Origin of the sequence: Shewanella oneidensis MR-1, assembly GCF_000146165.2 — a bacterium.
GTDB classification, from domain to species: Bacteria; Pseudomonadota; Gammaproteobacteria; order Enterobacterales; family Shewanellaceae; genus Shewanella; species Shewanella oneidensis.
Genome location: NC_004347.2, coordinates 3,301,568 through 3,318,977 on the forward strand (window position 1 = coordinate 3,301,568; position 17,410 = coordinate 3,318,977).

At 40.2% G+C, this 17,410-nt stretch carries 16 protein-coding genes; 2 read left to right on the forward strand and 14 right to left on the reverse strand.

The window, feature by feature from the left end:
- The first annotated feature begins 88 nt into the window (after nucleotides 1-88).
- Together SO_RS14750 and SO_RS14755 are read left to right on the forward strand one after the other, a co-directional pair.
- Nucleotides 89-508, forward strand: coding sequence for a type II toxin-antitoxin system antitoxin (locus SO_RS14750; RefSeq protein ID WP_011073052.1), 420 nt, complete (start codon nucleotides 89-91; stop codon nucleotides 506-508).
- Nucleotides 505-906: a type II toxin-antitoxin system toxin gene (locus SO_RS14755; protein ID WP_011073053.1), complete on the forward strand. Its 402-nt coding sequence runs from the start codon at nucleotides 505-507 to the stop codon at nucleotides 904-906. Before SO_RS14750 ends, SO_RS14755 begins: the two co-directional genes overlap by 4 nt.
- 193 nt (nucleotides 907-1,099) lie before the next feature.
- Here SO_RS14755 and rfbB read toward each other — a convergent pair whose 3' ends face one another.
- The 14 genes from rfbB to SO_RS14825 all read right to left on the reverse strand — a co-directional run bounded on the left by rfbB (nucleotide 1,100) and on the right by SO_RS14825 (nucleotide 17,402).
- Nucleotides 1,100-2,131, reverse strand: coding sequence for a dTDP-glucose 4,6-dehydratase (gene rfbB / locus SO_RS14760; RefSeq protein ID WP_011073054.1), 1,032 nt, complete (start codon nucleotides 2,129-2,131; stop codon nucleotides 1,100-1,102).
- Nucleotides 2,132-2,394: 263 nt separating this feature from the next.
- Entirely contained in the window at nucleotides 2,395-3,603 is a 1,209-nt protein-coding gene (locus SO_RS14765) for a molecular chaperone DnaJ (protein WP_011073055.1), read from the reverse strand.
- Nucleotides 3,604-3,797: 194 nt separating this feature from the next.
- Complete coding sequence (locus tag SO_RS14770; protein ID WP_238560490.1) at nucleotides 3,798-4,178, reverse strand: helix-turn-helix transcriptional regulator; 381 nt, start codon at nucleotides 4,176-4,178, stop codon at nucleotides 3,798-3,800.
- The gene (locus SO_RS14775) at nucleotides 4,175-5,542 is read right to left on the reverse strand and encodes a type II toxin-antitoxin system HipA family toxin (protein WP_011073057.1); all 1,368 of its coding nucleotides are present in this window, start codon (nucleotides 5,540-5,542) and stop codon (nucleotides 4,175-4,177) included. The genes SO_RS14770 and SO_RS14775 overlap by 4 nt, the downstream gene beginning before the upstream one ends.
- Before the next feature lie 515 nt (nucleotides 5,543-6,057).
- Nucleotides 6,058-7,998, reverse strand: coding sequence for a polysaccharide biosynthesis protein (locus SO_RS14780; protein ID WP_011073058.1), 1,941 nt, complete (start codon nucleotides 7,996-7,998; stop codon nucleotides 6,058-6,060).
- A 130-nt stretch (nucleotides 7,999-8,128) separates the two neighbouring features.
- The gene (locus SO_RS14785; RefSeq protein WP_164925892.1) at nucleotides 8,129-8,683 is read right to left on the reverse strand and encodes a sugar transferase; all 555 of its coding nucleotides are present in this window, start codon (nucleotides 8,681-8,683) and stop codon (nucleotides 8,129-8,131) included.
- A 5-nt stretch (nucleotides 8,684-8,688) separates the two neighbouring features.
- Nucleotides 8,689-9,618, reverse strand: coding sequence for a UDP-glucose 4-epimerase family protein (locus SO_RS14790; protein WP_011073060.1), 930 nt, complete (start codon nucleotides 9,616-9,618; stop codon nucleotides 8,689-8,691).
- A gap of 35 nt (nucleotides 9,619-9,653) precedes the next feature.
- The gene (locus tag SO_RS14795) at nucleotides 9,654-10,787 is read right to left on the reverse strand and encodes a glycosyltransferase family 4 protein (RefSeq protein WP_011073061.1); all 1,134 of its coding nucleotides are present in this window, start codon (nucleotides 10,785-10,787) and stop codon (nucleotides 9,654-9,656) included.
- Nucleotides 10,784-12,715 carry an asparagine synthase (glutamine-hydrolyzing) gene (gene asnB, locus SO_RS14800; protein ID WP_011073062.1) on the reverse strand — a complete coding sequence of 644 codons (1,932 nt, stop codon included), beginning with the start codon at nucleotides 12,713-12,715 and terminating at the stop codon, nucleotides 10,784-10,786. Before asnB ends, SO_RS14795 begins: the two co-directional genes overlap by 4 nt.
- On the reverse strand, nucleotides 12,716-13,837 hold the full coding sequence (locus SO_RS14805; RefSeq protein WP_011073063.1) for a glycosyltransferase family 4 protein: 1,122 nt from the start codon (nucleotides 13,835-13,837) through the stop codon (nucleotides 12,716-12,718).
- A gap of 30 nt (nucleotides 13,838-13,867) precedes the next feature.
- Nucleotides 13,868-14,629, reverse strand: a complete 762-nt coding sequence (locus SO_RS14810; protein WP_011073064.1) for a formyl transferase — start codon at nucleotides 14,627-14,629, stop codon at nucleotides 13,868-13,870.
- The gene (locus SO_RS14815) at nucleotides 14,622-15,599 is read right to left on the reverse strand and encodes a polysaccharide deacetylase family protein (protein WP_011073065.1); all 978 of its coding nucleotides are present in this window, start codon (nucleotides 15,597-15,599) and stop codon (nucleotides 14,622-14,624) included. The genes SO_RS14810 and SO_RS14815 overlap by 8 nt, the downstream gene beginning before the upstream one ends.
- Before the next feature lie 19 nt (nucleotides 15,600-15,618).
- A complete protein-coding gene (gene wzy / locus SO_RS14820) occupies nucleotides 15,619-16,872 on the reverse strand; it encodes an oligosaccharide repeat unit polymerase (RefSeq protein ID WP_011073066.1) in 1,254 nt (417 codons plus the stop codon).
- Nucleotides 16,869-17,402, reverse strand: coding sequence for a serine O-acetyltransferase (locus tag SO_RS14825; RefSeq protein WP_011073067.1), 534 nt, complete (start codon nucleotides 17,400-17,402; stop codon nucleotides 16,869-16,871). Before SO_RS14825 ends, wzy begins: the two co-directional genes overlap by 4 nt.
- Nucleotides 17,403-17,410: the final 8 nt, after the last annotated feature.

The following is a 17,410-nucleotide window of genomic DNA, read 5'->3' on the forward strand; positions in this document are numbered from 1 at the left end:
GCGTCTTCAAAACCTGTGTCCGTCCTTTTGGCTCCGCCTTAATATGCTATATACTCATCCCGTATTCATCAAATCGTGCAATGGACCTATGCAACAACTAAATGAAAATAAAATCATAAAGTTACTGCGAGACAACATCCCAAAGTTGCAATTAATCTACCTGTTTGGCTCTTATTCGCAGGGAACACAACACCGCAACAGCGATATCGATATCGCGGTACTCGCCGCTGACACTTTAGACAATATTGCACGCTGGGAACTTGCCCAAAAACTCGCTTCGGCGTTGGACTCAGATGTTGATCTGGTTGATTTACGCTCAGCATCCACCGTGTTATGCCAACAGGTAGTCACTCAAGGGAAGCAACTTTGGGGAACACAACAAGATGATGAACTTTTTGCCGTAAAGACCATCTCAATGTACCAACATCTACAAGCCGAAAGACAGGCAATTATTGATGATGTAATGGCCAACACCGCAGCCAAAGCTCATAGGGGGGAGTCACTTTGAATGACATTATTATCAATAAAATAGCCACCATCAAACGCTGTATAAAGCGCATCCAACAAGTCTATGGTGATGGCAGCCAGTTCAAACAAGACTTCACCTTGCAAGATAGCGTTATCCTCAATTTACAACGCTGCTGCGAAGCCTGTATCGACATAGCCAATCATATTAACCGCCAACAACAACTAGGCATCCCCCAAAGTAGCCGTGATAGCTTTACATTACTCGCACAAAATAACCTTATTACTCAGCCACTCTCGGATAACTTAAAGAAAATGGTCGGCCTGCGAAACATCGCAGTACATGACTACCAAGAACTCAACCTCGATATCGTTGTGCATGTTGTACAGCATCATCTTGAGGATTTTGAGCAATTTATTGATGTGATAAAAGCAGAGTGAAGATGTTGACAGAACAAGAAACGTTGAAGGTTGACGGAACGTTCGCAAGCTCACTCACAGAACGCTTCGCTTAACGTGAGAGCGAAGCCCGTTCCGTTATCCGTAAGTCACGTAGTGACATTCTGTAGCTGCTTGCGGCGTACCTAGATTCTAGAGCTACATAGTGCTGTTCTAGGGTGCGCTTGCGCGAGTACTAGTCGCTCGTTTTAGGATATTGTTGATTAATGATCCACTCGACCGTTTTTCTGAGGCCTGACTCAAAAGATTCTTGTGGTCGCCAACCTAATTCACGTTGAATTTTACTGGCATCAATTGCATAGCGAACATCATGGCCAGGCCGGTCAACAACATACTGAATTAAATCAGCAAAACCCGCATTACCCATTGCAAGGGATTGCGGATGAGTAGGCACTAACTCCTCTAATAAGGAGCAAATGTGCCGCACAACCGTCAAATTAGTTTGCTCGCAGGAGCCACCAATATTATAGGTTTGTCCAAGCTGGCCTTGAGTCGCGACTAAATAGAGCGCCTTAACGTGATCATCCACATACAACCAATCGCGAACTTGCTGACCATTACCATAAATTGGTAACGGTTTACTCTGCAACGCATTGGAGACCATTAAGGGAATGAGCTTTTCAGGGTATTGAAAAGGGCCATAGTTATTGGAGCAGTTGGTAATAACTATTGGTAAAGCATAAGTTCGATGCCAAGCACGAACCAAATGATCCGCTGAAGCTTTACTTGCTGAATAAGGCGAGCTCGGATCATAAGCAGAGGTTTCGCTAAACAATCCAGTTTCTGTCAGAGAACCAAAAACCTCATCGGTGGAAATATGGTGCAATCGAAAACGGCGCTGTTGTGCTTGCCCTAAAGTTTGATAATAACTACGGCATGCCTCGAGCAATGTGTAAGTTCCCACGATATTGGTTTGAATAAACTCCGCGGGCCCATCTATTGAACGGTCCACATGGCTTTCGGCCGCTAAATGCATCATAAGATCGGGTTGGAATTGCTGCAACACCTGCTCTAACCTTGCCCTATCGCAAATATCTGCCTGCACAAAATGATAGCGCTCATTATCAGCAACACCCGCCAGAGATTCAGGATGGCTCGCATAGGTCAGCTTATCGAAGTTGAGCACCACTGACTCCGTTTGCTCAATCAACATACGGACCAAAGCCGATCCAATAAAACCCGCACCACCCGTAACAAGAATTCGCATATCACCTATCTCTGCAAACAAAGGCCAGAAAGCAAAAAAGCCAGCAAGTATACAACAAAAAATAGGGTGGGCTTCGAAAAGCCGAACATATCGCTGACGGATTACGAAACGCTCGCACATTCCGTAGCCGTAAAGCGGCATTCGTAGAAGCTAGATCGCTTCGCTGCCAGAGTCTAAAGCGACGTAGTGGCGTTCTAGAGCGAGCTTGCGAGCGTGCTTGCGGCCGAAGGCCGTCCTAGCCGTTACGAAGCATCATCTTTGCGCTATTTGTATTGCCAAAATTCATCAAAAGTTTCGTTATTAAACATAGCCAGATCAAAAATGTCGTTTAAACTCCCCCGTCGGCTACGTTGGTTCAATTCCTTTTGTACCGCTTGTACTGTTTTTATCTTACTGACTTTTTCGAGTAACTCTTCAGTTTCAATCGTGAGATCATCTCCATATTGTGCTAACTCCTTAGCACGTGACGCTTTTGAACCACTCCCAAAACGTTGCCAAATCATACTTTTAATATCATTGCCATTCTGCATTGATTGATAATCTCGATTTAACAAACCAATTTTAACCTGCAACGCAGCCTCAATACGTTTAATTAGATCTGCATCGGCCTCAAGCTTATACTCTGGCAGATATTCAAGGGCCAACATCAGCAAGGCGACAGCATCCTTGCTTTTCTTGGCTTGAGATAGTTGCTGCATCAACTCTTTTTTCAGCGCCTTTTTAGCTGGTTCAGGCTCTTTATCAGGATGAAATTGATTCGCCAATTGTCGATACAATTTGCTCATGGTTTTATCGCTAAATAACTCAAGGCTTAACGCTTGCTCTGGTTGAGTCGATTCAAAGAAAAAATCATCATCGTCGGCACCATACTCAGTCTCATCTTGCTCAAACGCATTGTCAGCGTCGCCGTCATCAAAAGCCTTATTGTGCTGCTCAGCCAATATTTGCTCAAAAAATGCGTGGAACTTCACCGGTTCATCAATAAGTTCAGACAACTGCGCATCGTCTATATCCAACTCAAAGCCAAACATAGATTCTAACTCTTCACGAACAGCATCAAGCTCGTGCTGATAAATGTCTTGCTCAGGCAACGTTGCTTGATAAGCTATGAGCAGGCTAGTGAAGCTATCGCGTATTTCGTGAGTATTGATAGGATTAAACGGATTAGATTCAAGAATGCTTAATTCTTCTTCAATCCATTCTAGCAACGCCTCACGTTGGCGACCTTTGATGGATTTACGCGGCACAAAAGTCAATAAATGACGCACCCATTGGGCTGAGGCATCACATATGGCCTGCTCTTTTTCAAGTAATTGAGAGGTAAACTCGTGATAAAAAACCTCTAATTTTGTTCGATAGCGTTTATTTCTTAATTGTTTTTTTTCGTAGTCTTGCCACAATTTTTCGAGTGTATGCGAGCGGTTACGGGATTGACTTGAAGCCGAAGTATTGATGATGTTCATTAATGACATAAATATTTTCTTCTGATGAAATGTTTACAAACCCAAATGACCAAAAATGCAGAAACTCGACAAAGTTGCTACAAACGTAGACGGTTGACGGAACGCTCAATAACAGCGCCTGCACTCTTGCAAATTAAAGCAATCTACCTCTTGCATCTGACCCCCATGCAGTCGTCGCTTTGCGGCATTCTAGATCTTAGCGTCTAAATCGCCTCTACCGCCATTTTAAGTACTACACAATCCTTTGGCATTAATGCAATACGAAACCCGACGCCGCTAAAAACCCGATTAATCAACTCAACACCGTTTTTACCTTTATCACTTTCGATATCAGACAATGCTTTACGGCTAACGCCCACCATTTTGGCATATTGGTCCTGGCTCAGTGATAACAACTCAACTCTCAGCCATTTAAGTACTTGACCTTGAGTCTTTTTACCCGAAAAGAGATCCAATGTAGCGGCAAAGACTAAATCCTCCCTATCTTTAAGGGTCAAAGGCTTTCGATTAACCGAAATTTTTTTTCGACCACCTCTGCCTTTTGTTTCAATCGAATCCGTTGCAACATTAGATGAAACCATCATAATAGCCCCCACTGCTGCATTCTCGCTTCTAACGTCGCAAAACCAATTCCCGAATGTGCAAGAATCGATTCAGGCACACCCCGCTGACGTAAACGCAACTCAAGACCAAGCAAACGCACGGCGGTTTCATTCAAAGCGCTCATTAAATCATTAGGCGACAGTAAATCGGATAAATGTTCTGCAATTGCAGGAAAGTTATACACGCCACCTAACTCCATTCCCTCACCCCAGGTAAAGGTACGAGTGATCATCTCATAATCTGCTTTCATGGGCGCAAAATCATAAATGGGTGCCAACTGGACGCGGTTTCCATGCTTGATAAAAGAGGTATTTCGGCCATGATTATCTGAATTTCCAAAGGCAATATTTAATAAATCTCTTCGCACCCATTCAACCACAAACGCCTCAATGCCACTCTTGCCTTCAAGCCCAGCCTCAACGTCAAGTGGCGTCCTGGTATTACCGTAGTTTTCTTTTTTATTAAACTCGGCCAAAAGCCGTCTAATCACATCAGCATGCAGCAAAGGCTTTGCTGTCGGCTCACCTAAAATGGCATAAACTGACTCCATGCCATAACTCACCATTGCTCCAGCCTCAACACCATAATCAAAGCGTGGCAACCATAAAGAAGGACCACGTTCTACTTCAATAAGCTTCATCGACTCAACGGAAATAGTCTCAAAACCCAATTGTGTAAGCTCATGATAAAAATGATACTCTGCTCGCAAAATATCGCTATCCAGAGTGGTTTTACCCCTTGGGAACTTAACTAAATAAGGCTGATCGAGATTACGCGGATCATCTTGAAAGGTATCAATCCAAACACCTTGCTGCTCATTTAATCGCACTAATAACTTAGGTGCAGCTCCGCCTGCACCGGAAGCGCCACCTGCAGCAGCACCGCGAGACTGTGCATACTCAATAAAATCAATCTGCAACTCACTAACATCAGCGATGCTAAAGGTAACAGGCAATGACTTTTTAGCCTTTTCAGGCACCGATTCTTTTATACGTAAGTTGCCAATTGGCGCGATAGTTCCATATTTCAACAATTGGAAATCCCGTTCCAAATTAGGCATATCCTGTAATCCAAGCCGCTTAACCCAATAATCCCGACTGGAGCCTGCCGGCATAATATCTTCTAAAAAACGATGCCAGTGAGGGCTTCGCAACGGGATATTATCAACGGGTAACGATACACTCACTGCAGTTTGCGCAAATTGATGGAAGTAAGACGTGACATGTTCGATATCATAATTTAATACACATGGCCCGCCAGTGCCCTTCTCGGGCGCATAAAACCCCACCACAGCAACATCACGCCATTCTCCGGCAATGTTCATCTGCACCGTTAAAATTTGCATTACCTAGCCCCAAAAGCAGACGACAATTAATGAACACTATAGCACTCAAAAATAGATAAAAAAGTCAATTAATGCAACCTTCCGCACTCAAAAATCAAGAAAAAACCCAATTAATGACACCTATAAAACGCAAAAATAGCCATCTAAAATAAGATGGGAGGACAAGCAAAGACGTTGACGATTGACGAAACGCTGTGATAACGGAAGAAGTGAAGCACTTTGCACTTATGTCGTCATCCGTAGCCGCAAAGCGGCGTTCGTAGAAGCTAGAGCGCTTTGCTGCTAGAGTCACGTAGTGGCGTTCTAGAGCGAGGTTGTGAGCGTCCTAAGCACCTTATACTGTTCCTAGAGGCCAAAGGCCTTCCTATATCTCGCGACCAATGGCGAACCTGCGTCAAACAGAGGTTTAGATATACAAAATCCTTAAAACGCTAAAAGACAAAAAGCCAAATCCGTGAGGATTTGGCTTTAAAAAAATTCAACTTTTCAACATTTAAATCATATAAGACATTGAATCAAGATACTAACGTCACCACTTTCGCTTTTGTATCAGCTGGTTTAAATAATTTCCTTTGCTGCCAAACTAGATCACAAATACCGTCAGTTGGGGCAAATCCGGTAGGCGCCGCAAGTAAAATCTCACGAATAGCCTCATGGTTAAACTCATGGCATGCTTTATCCAAACGATTAAGAATTAACTCTAATTCAACCCATGGCAGGTAAATTTCATTCGCGGTCATAATTCGCTCATGGTCTGTACCAGTTACATCATCGCCAATCAGTAACTCTTCATACAGTTTTTCACCGGGGCGAAGGCCAGTAAATTCAATCGCGATATCACCGTTAGGGTTCGCTTCATCCTTCACATCATAACCACTTAAGCGGATCATTTTCGCTGCAAGATCAATGATTTTGACCGATTTACCCATATCAAGCACAAAGACATCACCGCCCTTACCCATAGCACCTGCTTGAATAACCAACTGTGATGCTTCAGGGATTGTCATAAAAAAGCGCGTGATTTCAGGGTGAGTAACAGTAACTGGGCCGCCGTTAGCAATCTGTTTACGAAATAATGGCACAACCGAACCAGAAGACCCCAGCACATTACCAAAACGCACCATGCAAAAACGGGTGTGATGGTTCTCTTTTGCTAATGCTTGCAATGCCAGTTCTGCCATACGTTTAGTGGTACCCATCACATTTGTAGGGCGTACTGCTTTATCAGTTGAAACCAAAACAAAGGTTTCTACTTTTGCCGCAATGGCCGCTCTCGCGGTATATAAAGTACCAAATACGTTATTGCGCACACCTTCAACCACGTTATGCTCAACTAAAGGCACATGCTTATAGGCTGCGGCATGGTAAACCGTCTGCACTTTAAACGCCTGCATCACCGCTTGCACACGGTTTTCACGTTGTACAGAGCCCATGATAGGGACGATTTCAACATCAATACCCAGCTCAGTGGCAGTCGCAGAAAGTTCACGCTCAATCGAATAAAGTGCGAACTCCGATAACTCAAATAAAACTAACTGCTTAGGTAGCTGTTTTAAAATCTGGCGACATAACTCTGAACCGATTGAACCACCAGCCCCAGTAACCATAACTACTTTGTTTTTAATATTGGCAGTCAATAAATGTTGTCTTGGCGCAACAGAATCTCGACCCAATAAATCTTCGATTTCGACTTCTTTCACATCACTAAATAACTTATCACCACTCACTAAGTCCGCCATGGCGGGCAAGGTCATCACCTTGACAGTAAGCGGCTCAAGTTGATTAATAATTTCTTGACGACGTGAACGTGATGCACTCGGCATTGCCAGCAAAACACGAGTTGTAGGTCGCTGTTTTATAAGCTTACTTAATTGATTCGACGCATAAACATGCAAGCCTTGTATCGATGTATTGTGCAAACTCTCGTCATCATCAACAAAAGCAACCGGATGGTATTCATGACTTTGTGCAAGTGCAATCGCCGTTTGCCGTCCGCTCACGCCCGCACCGTAAATAATAACTGGCTCACCACGGCGGTTAATACCTGCACCGACTAATGAACGCATAAGTGCGCGCGCGCCACCCACAAAAACGAGAGCAAAAGCAGCATAGATAAATGGCACTGTGCGAGGTAAATCCACCCCGCCATAATAGGCTAGTAAAACAAGAGCTATGGTAGAAATACCGACACCAGCCACGATTGCAGTAAATGCCTGCGAGCCAATATAACGCAGCACTGCGCGATAAAGCCCCAACCTTATAAACCCAGCAATACTCATAGGGATAGTTAACACAATCAATCCCCAATATTGCGATTTAAACAATACATCTACCGAGTCCAAGCGCACCAGCAACGCAAACCAAAAGGCAAAAAGCAAAAAAACTGAGTCTATCGCTACGCTGACCAAACGCTTCTGTGACCGCTTTAATGAGAATAAAAAATGCAAAAAATCCATCTTTTGCTCCAGCTTAATTAAGTAATTCATGAGGTTAAGTAACTGCTTATGCATTAGCAACAGGCATCAAGTCTTTAGAGCAGATGAGTATACATGAGATAACGAGTTACAGCTAAACTCAAATGCATATCTAACTTGGTTTAACAGCATCACCGCTGCCACTTCCTGTAGCCGTCATAAGAATGTATTTAAAATAACTACGCAATGTTAAGGTATCGATCATTTGCTTATCGGTTTGAGCAAGCAATTTAGGCGTAGACATATCAATATTTTGCACTTGCGCTAACCCTGTAACACCAGGCAGAACGTTATATACACCTAATGCATCACGTTCAGCGATCAATTCTTCTTGATTAAATAAGTTAGGCCGTGGGCCAACCAAACTCATTTCACCTTTAAGTACGTTAATCAGTTGTGGTAATTCATCTATTTTAGTTTTACGCAAAAAACCACCAAACTTTGTGATAGCTGCATTACTGGCAAGATGGCTAGCAACCGATGCGGTATCCTTACTCATAGTACGAAACTTAACCAAGTTAAATGGCTTTTTATGTTTACCTACTCGAGTTTGAATAAAAATCGGTGAGCCAGTATCAAACAGACCAATGATGGTGACGATGAGCAATATTGGCCATAGCAATAACAACCCAAAGAAGGCTGCGAGAAAATCAATTAAACGAATCAACATGATTATTCCTTTACAAAACAGCGCCTGACACCTTCTTCAACGGTAATTGGTGGCTGCCAACTGAGTGTATTTTTGGTGTGGGTTATATCCACCTGCAAATTGCCGCATAACCTGTCAATAATCGCCTGATTGCCGGTTACCTTTCCAGCGAGTATCAACCACGCCATGGGCACAGGCAGCAGGCGAGGCTTTTTGCCTGCAGCACCGGTCATCAGTTTAAGCAACTCAGTGGTGGAAACATCCTGATCGTCGCTGACCAAAAAAATTTGATTAGCAGCATTGGGATGTTCAATACAAGTCACGATTAAATCAACAAGATTATCCAATGCGACCATGCTACGCTTATTATGAATAGCACCGAATGGCAGAGGAAGGTTCTTCTTCGCCAAGTTCAACATTGTGGCAAAGTTGGCTTTAACGTTTGGGCCGTAAACTAACGGCGGCCGAATGATAACTACTTCGATCTCAGTTTTTCGCGCAATATCGAATAAGCCAATTTCTGCTTTGGCTTTGGATTCACCATAATGATCCAACGGCTGCCGTGCGTCACTTGCGCGAAATAACTGACCTGCAATCGTTGCTTCACCATTGACTTTTATGGTGCTGATAAAAATAAATCGCTTAACGCCGGCTGCAGCGGCTTGTTCGGCCAGAGCTAAGGTCACGAGGGTATTCACCTCTTGATATAACTGCGCCGCATTATTTGCAGTTTCATTCATGACATGCGCTCTCGCTGCGCAGTGGATGACAACATCAACTCCGCTCAACGCAGATCTGTAATCAGTATTTGCTGTCAGTTCGCCTGCAAAAAAATGGCAATCTCGCGCCGGTTTTGTGCGACCAAACACGCGAGTGTCCTGCGGTAATTGCCGCAAAATTTGTTGGCCCACAAAGCCAGTAGCCCCTGTGAGTAATATCGATTGTGTAGGCATGATCATCTTCCGGCCTTGCTAACAACGATCAGAAGTTAGACAGAAGGCTTCCCTTTTAATAAATCTGCATAAAGATTGAGGTGTATTTGTATCACCGATTTAATATCAAAAGCTTGCTCAGCTAACTGACGCCCTTCTTGACCTAAACTTTGCCGCAATTTTGAATCGTTACATAAGGTTTCGATCGCTAATGCCAACTCTAAACTCGATTTCACAGGAACTAATAAGCCAGTTTTATTAGGTGTTATAGCGTCACGGCATCCTGGGACATCAGTAGTTATAACGGCTCGTCCACAAGCAGCAGCTTCAATCAAAGATTTCGGTAAACCTTCTCGATAGCTAGGAAGTACAGCAATATGGCAATTTGCATAAGTTGAATTAACATCTTTTGAATATCCCCAATATTCTACAATCCCTTTATTAACCCAATCAGTTATCTGATTTTTGCTCACTGATTTGGGGTTTTCATCAGTATCACCTGCAAGCACCATTTTACAGGGAACACCTTTTGACTTTAAAATTTCAGCAGCTTGAACAAACTCCAAAACGCCTTTATCAATCAGTAAACGTGCAAGTAATACAATAACAGGGTAGGATTCTGGTTCAGGTTTAACCTGATATTTATCCAGATCAACACCTGACCCACGGACAAGTAATGTATTTGAATCACTGATAATACCCCGCCTAATGAACAAGCCTTTATCTGAATCATTTTGAAAAATGACACGTGACTTACCGTCATTTAACGCTAATTTGTACAATATGGTAATTAACGATTTTAACAGTTTACTCTTGAAACCTTCAGCTATAAAAATAAAACCCAAACCGGATATGGATGCAACTTTAGATACACCCAAAATGCGCGCGGCAATACCGGCGTATATGACGGGTTTGACAGTAATCATATGCATTAACGCGGGCGAAATTTTTTTTATCAGACGATATATGGATAACATGGTCTGAAATTCTTTCAATACCGAGGTGCCGCTTCGATCAAGACTTATTGAGTGAACTGTAAAACCATAACCCTCAAGCTCCTGTTTTTTATCGGTTACCTGACAAGCGATATGAACATCATAGCCAACGTTTTGTGCTGCAACGGCAATAGGCAAACGGTGCGAGACAAAAAACCAATCCACATTTACAACAAAGAGAATTTTGGGTCTCATTTATGATATTTCTCATACCATGACTGGAACATTAAAATATCCCATAACTGATATTGCCAATTACGTTTACCACTTTTATGTTCTTGCCACATCCGGTCAATTAGCTCTGCATCAAAAAAGCCTTCTTGGCGCAAACGCTCCGCGGCGAGTAGGTTGTCTGCCCAAACCTTCAAAGGCCCACGCAACCATGCATCAAGTGGTACCGCAAAACCCATTTTGGGGCGTTCAATTAAATCTTTGGGGACATATTTGTACAATATTTCACGCAAGCACCATTTTGTTTTGCCATCTCTCAGCTTTAAATCTAACGACAAACGCCACGCGTGTTCTAATACAGAATGATCCAAGAAAGGCACTCGAGTTTCAAGCGATACAGCCATTGCAGCCCGATCAACCTTCACAAGAATATCATCTGTCAAGTAACTCAAGGTATCTTGCGCCATCATTTGCAAAATAGGATCAGAAAAGTTGGCTTTACGCTTAGGATCTGTCAAGACGGTAAGAGGTTCTTTACTCCCAAGCACAACCTGCTCTGGATTTTGCCAATGAGAAACCAACCCCAAATATAATTGCTCAACATCACGGCACGCTAGCACAGCTGCGGCTTTATGTAATTTATCACCCAAATTACTTAGCTGTAGGCGAGAGGGTAGCAATTTACCGAACAGATTCCAGACATTAACTGGGACAAAGGTGAATACATTTGCTAAAAAAGAACGTAAAAAAACTGGCAGTACAGATAATCTTTTCCAAACTTTAGAAGTCATCAAGTACCTGTTATAACCACAAAATAGTTCATCGCCAGCATCTCCAGACAAAGATACAGTTACATATTGACGCGCAATTTTTGATACAAGAAAAGTGGGAATCTGTGATGAATCCGAAAAAGGTTCATCATAAATCTCAGCAAGTTTAGGTATAACTTCTAGGGCATCTTCTGCTGTCAAATACAACTCAGTGTGCTCAGTGCCTAAGTGTTTAGCAACCTCTTTGGCAAATACTGCTTCATTAAACCTAGGATCATCAAATCCAATTGAAAATGTTTTAACTGGTTTGTTTGATTGAGCTTGCATCAAAGAAACAATAAGGGATGAATCAACACCTCCTGATAAAAAAGCTCCCAGAGGGACGTCAGCAGACATTTGTAAGGCAACTGCTTTTTTCAAAGTATTTTCTAAAGCTTCTACTTGCTTTCCAACAGGTAAATCTGTTTCAGTAGAACTAGCATTTGACATTATATCTTTTGCTGACCAGTAAGTTTCTAACGAAATATTATTGTTTGAATCCAGTTTCAAAATGGTAGCTGGCAAAAGTTTATGTATATCACTATATATAGAATATGGTGCTGGGATATAGTTGTGTCTTAAGAGCAATGTTATAGAATCCCGATTTATTTCCGGTTTAAAATCAGGATAAGCTCTGAAGGCATTTAATTGTGAAGCAAAAATAAATGCATCTTTGTGTAACCCATAATATACAGGTTTTTCACCGAATCGATCTCGTGCAAGATAAAGTTCTTTATTTAAAGTATCCCAAAGAGCAATACCAAACATACCAGTAGCCTTTTGCAGTGTGATCTTTAAACCCCATTGCTCAATAGCAGCCAAAAGAGTCTCGGTATCAGAATGACCGCGCCAGTTATACTGGCGAATACTTTCTAATTCATCACGTAATTCTTGATGGTTATATATTTCACCATTATAAGAGATAATGTAACGGCCAGAATCGGAAGTCATTGGCTGATGACCCGCTGCGGACAAGTCAACAATTGCCAACCTACGATGTACAAGACCAATACGGTCATCGGAATTGAACCAAATACCAAAACTATCTGGTCCACGATTAAATAACTCCAGACCCATACACTCAAGAATTCGCGCATGGTCTGTTAAATTTGAAGTATTAAAAAATCCGGCAAAACCACACACTTATTTTTTCTCCAACAAAGAATGATATAGCTGATCGTAAAGTTTTTTGATTTCAACTATAGAAAATGATTTTCTCACGTGGTCAGCAGCATGAATACCAAGCATTTTACGCTGTTCGACAGGCATCTTGACCACTGCTAGAATAGCATCAGCTAAAGAATTAGAATTGGCTTCCGACAAAACCGCGTATTTATCAGCAAGTAATGCAGCATCTCCAACATTCGTTGCAATACATGGTAAACCGATAGACATTGCCTCTGCTAATGCGTTTGGAAAGCCTTCAGTACGAGAACCCATAACATAAATATCCATTGCACTTAACAAACCAGATATATCATTCTGTTCGCCAAGGAGGATAACATTTTCATCTAATCCATAACTATTAATTAAGTTAACAAGCTGATGATTATCATTATTGCACTCTCGACCAACAAGTAAAATCTTGTAATTACTAATATCCGCTTTCAGTTTTGAAAAAGCTTCTAACAGAATATCTTGACCTTTATCTTTATGAAACCGGCCAACAAGACCGAAAACTGTTACATGCTTATCTAATGAAAGACTTTCTCTAAAAGAGTTTCTCTTTTTTTCGCTATAAACAAGACTACTAAAGTCATAACCATTTGCGATGGTTATGGATTTTTTTGGAGAATATCCTTGAGACTGATGAAAAACTTTCGATGCTTCAGCAACATAACAAACTCTCGCAGGAGACACATAGGACAAGAGAGAGCAAATTTTCATTAGGGCTAATGTAAAGTAACTTCCTGCAGGAATATTAGAGCAACGAACAGACCAGATAAGTTTTTTGTTTAGACCGAACATTGCAAGGCTGCTGAAAAAATCTGCATGATACATCCAACTTTGTATTATATCCGGCCGAATGTTCGATATGTGCTTTCTTAATTTGTAAACAACTAGGGGAACAGATAGAACACCGCTTAAACCTAAGAACAATACGTTTACACCACGAGACCTGAGTGCTTCGCCAAGGGTGCCTTCAGTTGTTAAACTGATAACGGTGATATGGTAATTTGCATTACGTTGTTCAAAAGATAATCGCTGTAGAAATAATTCCGCACCGCTAGCAGGCAAACCTACAATAACATGTATAATATTCATTAAAAACCTTAATAACAGCGACAAAAATAGTTATTTAACACCTTTAATCATCCGGTTATAAAAATACTGGTATAACGTTGGATGATACCACAATATAGAAGGTTCAATACCTGGTTGTGTTTTTACATCGCGGTTATATATATCAACGATAGCTTTCTTTATGAGTGGTATAGCCGCTGCGATTTGATGCAAAGGGTACGTATTAAAGGTATCCTCTGAGGAAGGTTTAATTGTATCTTGATAAAGCACACCGCCTGTATCCACACCTTCATCGACTAAATGCACAGTAACACCACAATTCTGGGTGTCGTCATTAGCAAGTGCCCAATAGCCACCATGAACTCCACGGTATTTGGGTGTAATACCCATGTGCGTATTAATCATTGGCACACCAACTGAATTAATTAACTTATTACTGATGATCCTCGTTCCGTTTACAATAATTACATCTGGAGCTACAGATTTTATCAAAGCAACAACATCAGGTTCATTAATACTCGAAACATTTTTGATATTAGCATTGGGAAAATATTCATCGCTCAGCTGATATTTATCAAGCAGTTTAACAATCTTACCTTTGTCGATGTTCGAAAGGAGTTTATTGAAAAATATAAAACAAACCTGGCCGAAAGTTCTTAAAAAGCCCAATTTTTTAATTCTTCGTTTTATCATTAATTTGCTAGAAGGCTTTTTTTCAATAATGACAAGCTCAAATAAAAACACATCCTTTAAGCTGTTATAGACAATTCTGGAAGACTGACTGTTACCACAAAGAAGTAAAACTTTAATCATATGCTTTTTCCAAAAAACTTAATTCTTCCATATTAAGAGAACGCATGCCGAAATTTTTATTTAAATACTGATAATGGTCTAGTATTTCTCTTAGCATATCTAAGTTTTTCGATGTTTCAGCTCCAAAATTATGGGGATGCCACCACAAATGAAATAACTCATTATTTTTTGCAGCATGAGTCATCGCTTTTTTTATACGACGCAATTTAAGACAATCGAAAAAAGATAATTTCTTATTATATGGCCTTAAAAATCTACTTGACGGGAAATTAAATGGCTTATTTTCTAAACATGTAGAAATATCATGAGTGTTGAAACCAGAAATATTAATATATGAATCTAATAGACGAGCAGCTCTTTTAAAGTAACTTTGCCCCTCTTGCCCAGATGCTGAATTCATCCAGTTTAATTCATTGCCGCGAAATGATTTTATATTGTATTTATTTAAAACTGAAAGATATTCTGAATTCCATTGATTACGTGGGAACACTAAGCTTGAAAGCTTATAGCCAAGTCGCGACGCGGTATCTACGGCCAAAGCCAAATCACTTTCAAACTGGTCAATCGTCTGACCATCTTCAAGACAGTAATAATGTGAAAAAGTGTGTGACGCAACTTCTTGTCCACTTGTAGAAATTATCTTTTGAATTAAATCAGGTGCAAAATGATAACGGTCATCGAGCTTTTTATTTTTTATGTATTCATAGGGAGATAGATTAATGTCCGTGTATGTTGGAATAGCTTTAGGTAAATTCGCTGACAAATGTTCAGAATTCCTAAAGAAAAGAAAGCCAACAGTAGCCCAAGTAGCGTGAACATTGAACTCTGTAAATATATCCAACATACCAGCAATAGCAGGTCGAATACCTTCTAAATTTACTGCATAATCAGAAATAGCTCTCTTATCACGAACACCCCAATACATTTCAAAATCTAAGGATATGGTGAAAACACCATAATTAATAGCCATTTACATGCTCCTGCCCGAATTATTGCAATAATGTACTACTAGCATTTTGATGAACCTTAGTCGCGAAAAAACACTTCAGCAATAAAAAAACAAAAAGTGTATAAATTAGAGCAACAAAAGTTCCCAGCCATAGAGGAACCAAATACACAAGCCAACTAAGCCAGATAAGGTCTCTAGCACTGTTTGTTTGACCTATTAATTTGACAAGGAAAACTGAAAAAAAACACAGGGAAAAAATGTATAATAAATATAAAATAGAAAACCATGGACTGATAAAAAACCAGGCCGGTAAAGAAACATTTATATTCCAATCACCAACCTCGAAAATCCAGTTAAAATTTGCATATTCGGTAAATGCAACCCCAAGATTACGGGTTTTTTCTCCGTAGAATAACCTTTCAATAAATATACCATGAAGACCTTCCATCCAAAAAGGTTGAAAATCATTTTTCTGATATAAAAACTGAAGTTTATCTTTCATATTTATAATTTCATTCAATATTGAGGTCAGCTGTAGCCTGCCTATTATATGCTCGAGCCCAAAATAAATTAAATCAAGATAACTTTGTTCATTTAAATTTTTAAAAACAGCATCATATAGAACTTCAAACGAAAAATCTCTACCTCCACTTGCTCTTATAACCCATTTCGCAATTGTTAACAGTGGATAAAGTATAAGCACGAGCAGAACTGCGATAAATATTTTAGTGAAGCTCAATGCATTTTTTCTAACTAAACGACACCATTCAAAAAAAATAACAAACAATATTACACCAGCCCAGCCACGTATAATATTTGAGAATAACCAGAAAATTAAATTTACTTTGAAAAACTTGCTGTCACGATAAAAAGCATAATACACAACAAATAAAGCATCAGCAGGTATTATAACCCAGATGAGTGCGAGTGGCGTATCAGCTGTTTTATTATTTGTACCAGCAACATTAACCCCGTAATAACTATTAAACAAAAAAAAGCAAACCTGCATAAAAAGAATAAAAAAACCCAGTCTTAATGATATGACATTTTCATCCCTATTAAATTTTAACTTTTTAATTTTTATTGAAAAAACACTAATAAAAAATGGCCACATTAGAAAAAAATATGTAATAACAATAAGAATTAAAGACAGAAGTAATATATATGGGTTTGAGACAACGGTTCCTTTTAGATCTCCGATTAACTCATTACTATCTAGCATAATAAAGGTTGCGATTATATTTACAAAAATAAAACCAAGCAACCATGGAATATATTCCTTCGCAAGACTCATAATTTCGATTTCTTTATAAATTTTGCAGGCACACCAGCAACAATGTCATGATCATCGCAATCCTGTAAAAGAACAGAATTTGCACCAACTATTACATTATTGCCAATTTTAACAGGACCAAGTACTTTCGCCCCTGTACAAAATATACAACCATCCCCGACGGTAGGTTGATTACCAAAACTAGTTTGAGATATATCTTTATTACCAAAAGTAACACCATTAAAAATTTTGGTATTACGTCCTATTACCACATCGGCACCAATAACGATGTCATGTCCATGAACTATAGACAAGCCAGGTCCAATCTTGGCCCTACATGAAATATCACTTGAATAAATAACCCTAATTAAGTATTCGATGATAATACGTGCAACAACACCTAAATATGGGATCTTACAAAGCGATTGACCAGCTCTAAATAAAAAAGTCAAATGAATTGTATGAGAAACAAGAGCATGTTTTAGTAAAATGATAGAGCGGTTTGTTTGCGCTGAAAAAGCCAAGTCATCTTTAAAATATCTGATACTCATTTATTATC

Excerpts from the sequence above, each read along its gene's own strand:
- SO_RS14750 (WP_011073052.1), top strand. The coding sequence starts at position 89 with ATGCAACAACTAAATGAAAATAAAATCATAAAGTTACTGCGAGACAAC.
- rfbB (WP_011073054.1), bottom strand. The coding sequence starts at position 2,131 with ATGCGAATTCTTGTTACGGGTGGTGCGGGTTTTATTGGATCGGCTTTG.
- SO_RS14765 (WP_011073055.1), bottom strand. The coding sequence starts at position 3,603 with ATGTCATTAATGAACATCATCAATACTTCGGCTTCAAGTCAATCCCGT.
- SO_RS14770 (WP_238560490.1), bottom strand. The coding sequence starts at position 4,178 with ATGATGGTTTCATCTAATGTTGCAACGGATTCGATTGAAACAAAAGGC.
- SO_RS14775 (WP_011073057.1), bottom strand. The coding sequence starts at position 5,542 with ATGCAAATTTTAACGGTGCAGATGAACATTGCCGGAGAATGGCGTGAT.
- SO_RS14780 (WP_011073058.1), bottom strand. The coding sequence starts at position 7,998 with ATGGATTTTTTGCATTTTTTATTCTCATTAAAGCGGTCACAGAAGCGT.
- SO_RS14790 (WP_011073060.1), bottom strand. The coding sequence starts at position 9,618 with ATGCCTACACAATCGATATTACTCACAGGGGCTACTGGCTTTGTGGGC.
- SO_RS14795 (WP_011073061.1), bottom strand. The coding sequence starts at position 10,787 with ATGAGACCCAAAATTCTCTTTGTTGTAAATGTGGATTGGTTTTTTGTC.
- SO_RS14805 (WP_011073063.1), bottom strand. The coding sequence starts at position 13,837 with ATGAATATTATACATGTTATTGTAGGTTTGCCTGCTAGCGGTGCGGAA.
- SO_RS14810 (WP_011073064.1), bottom strand. The coding sequence starts at position 14,629 with ATGATTAAAGTTTTACTTCTTTGTGGTAACAGTCAGTCTTCCAGAATT.
- SO_RS14815 (WP_011073065.1), bottom strand. The coding sequence starts at position 15,599 with ATGGCTATTAATTATGGTGTTTTCACCATATCCTTAGATTTTGAAATG.
- wzy (WP_011073066.1), bottom strand. The coding sequence starts at position 16,872 with ATGAGTCTTGCGAAGGAATATATTCCATGGTTGCTTGGTTTTATTTTT.
- SO_RS14825 (WP_011073067.1), bottom strand. The coding sequence starts at position 17,402 with ATGAGTATCAGATATTTTAAAGATGACTTGGCTTTTTCAGCGCAAACA.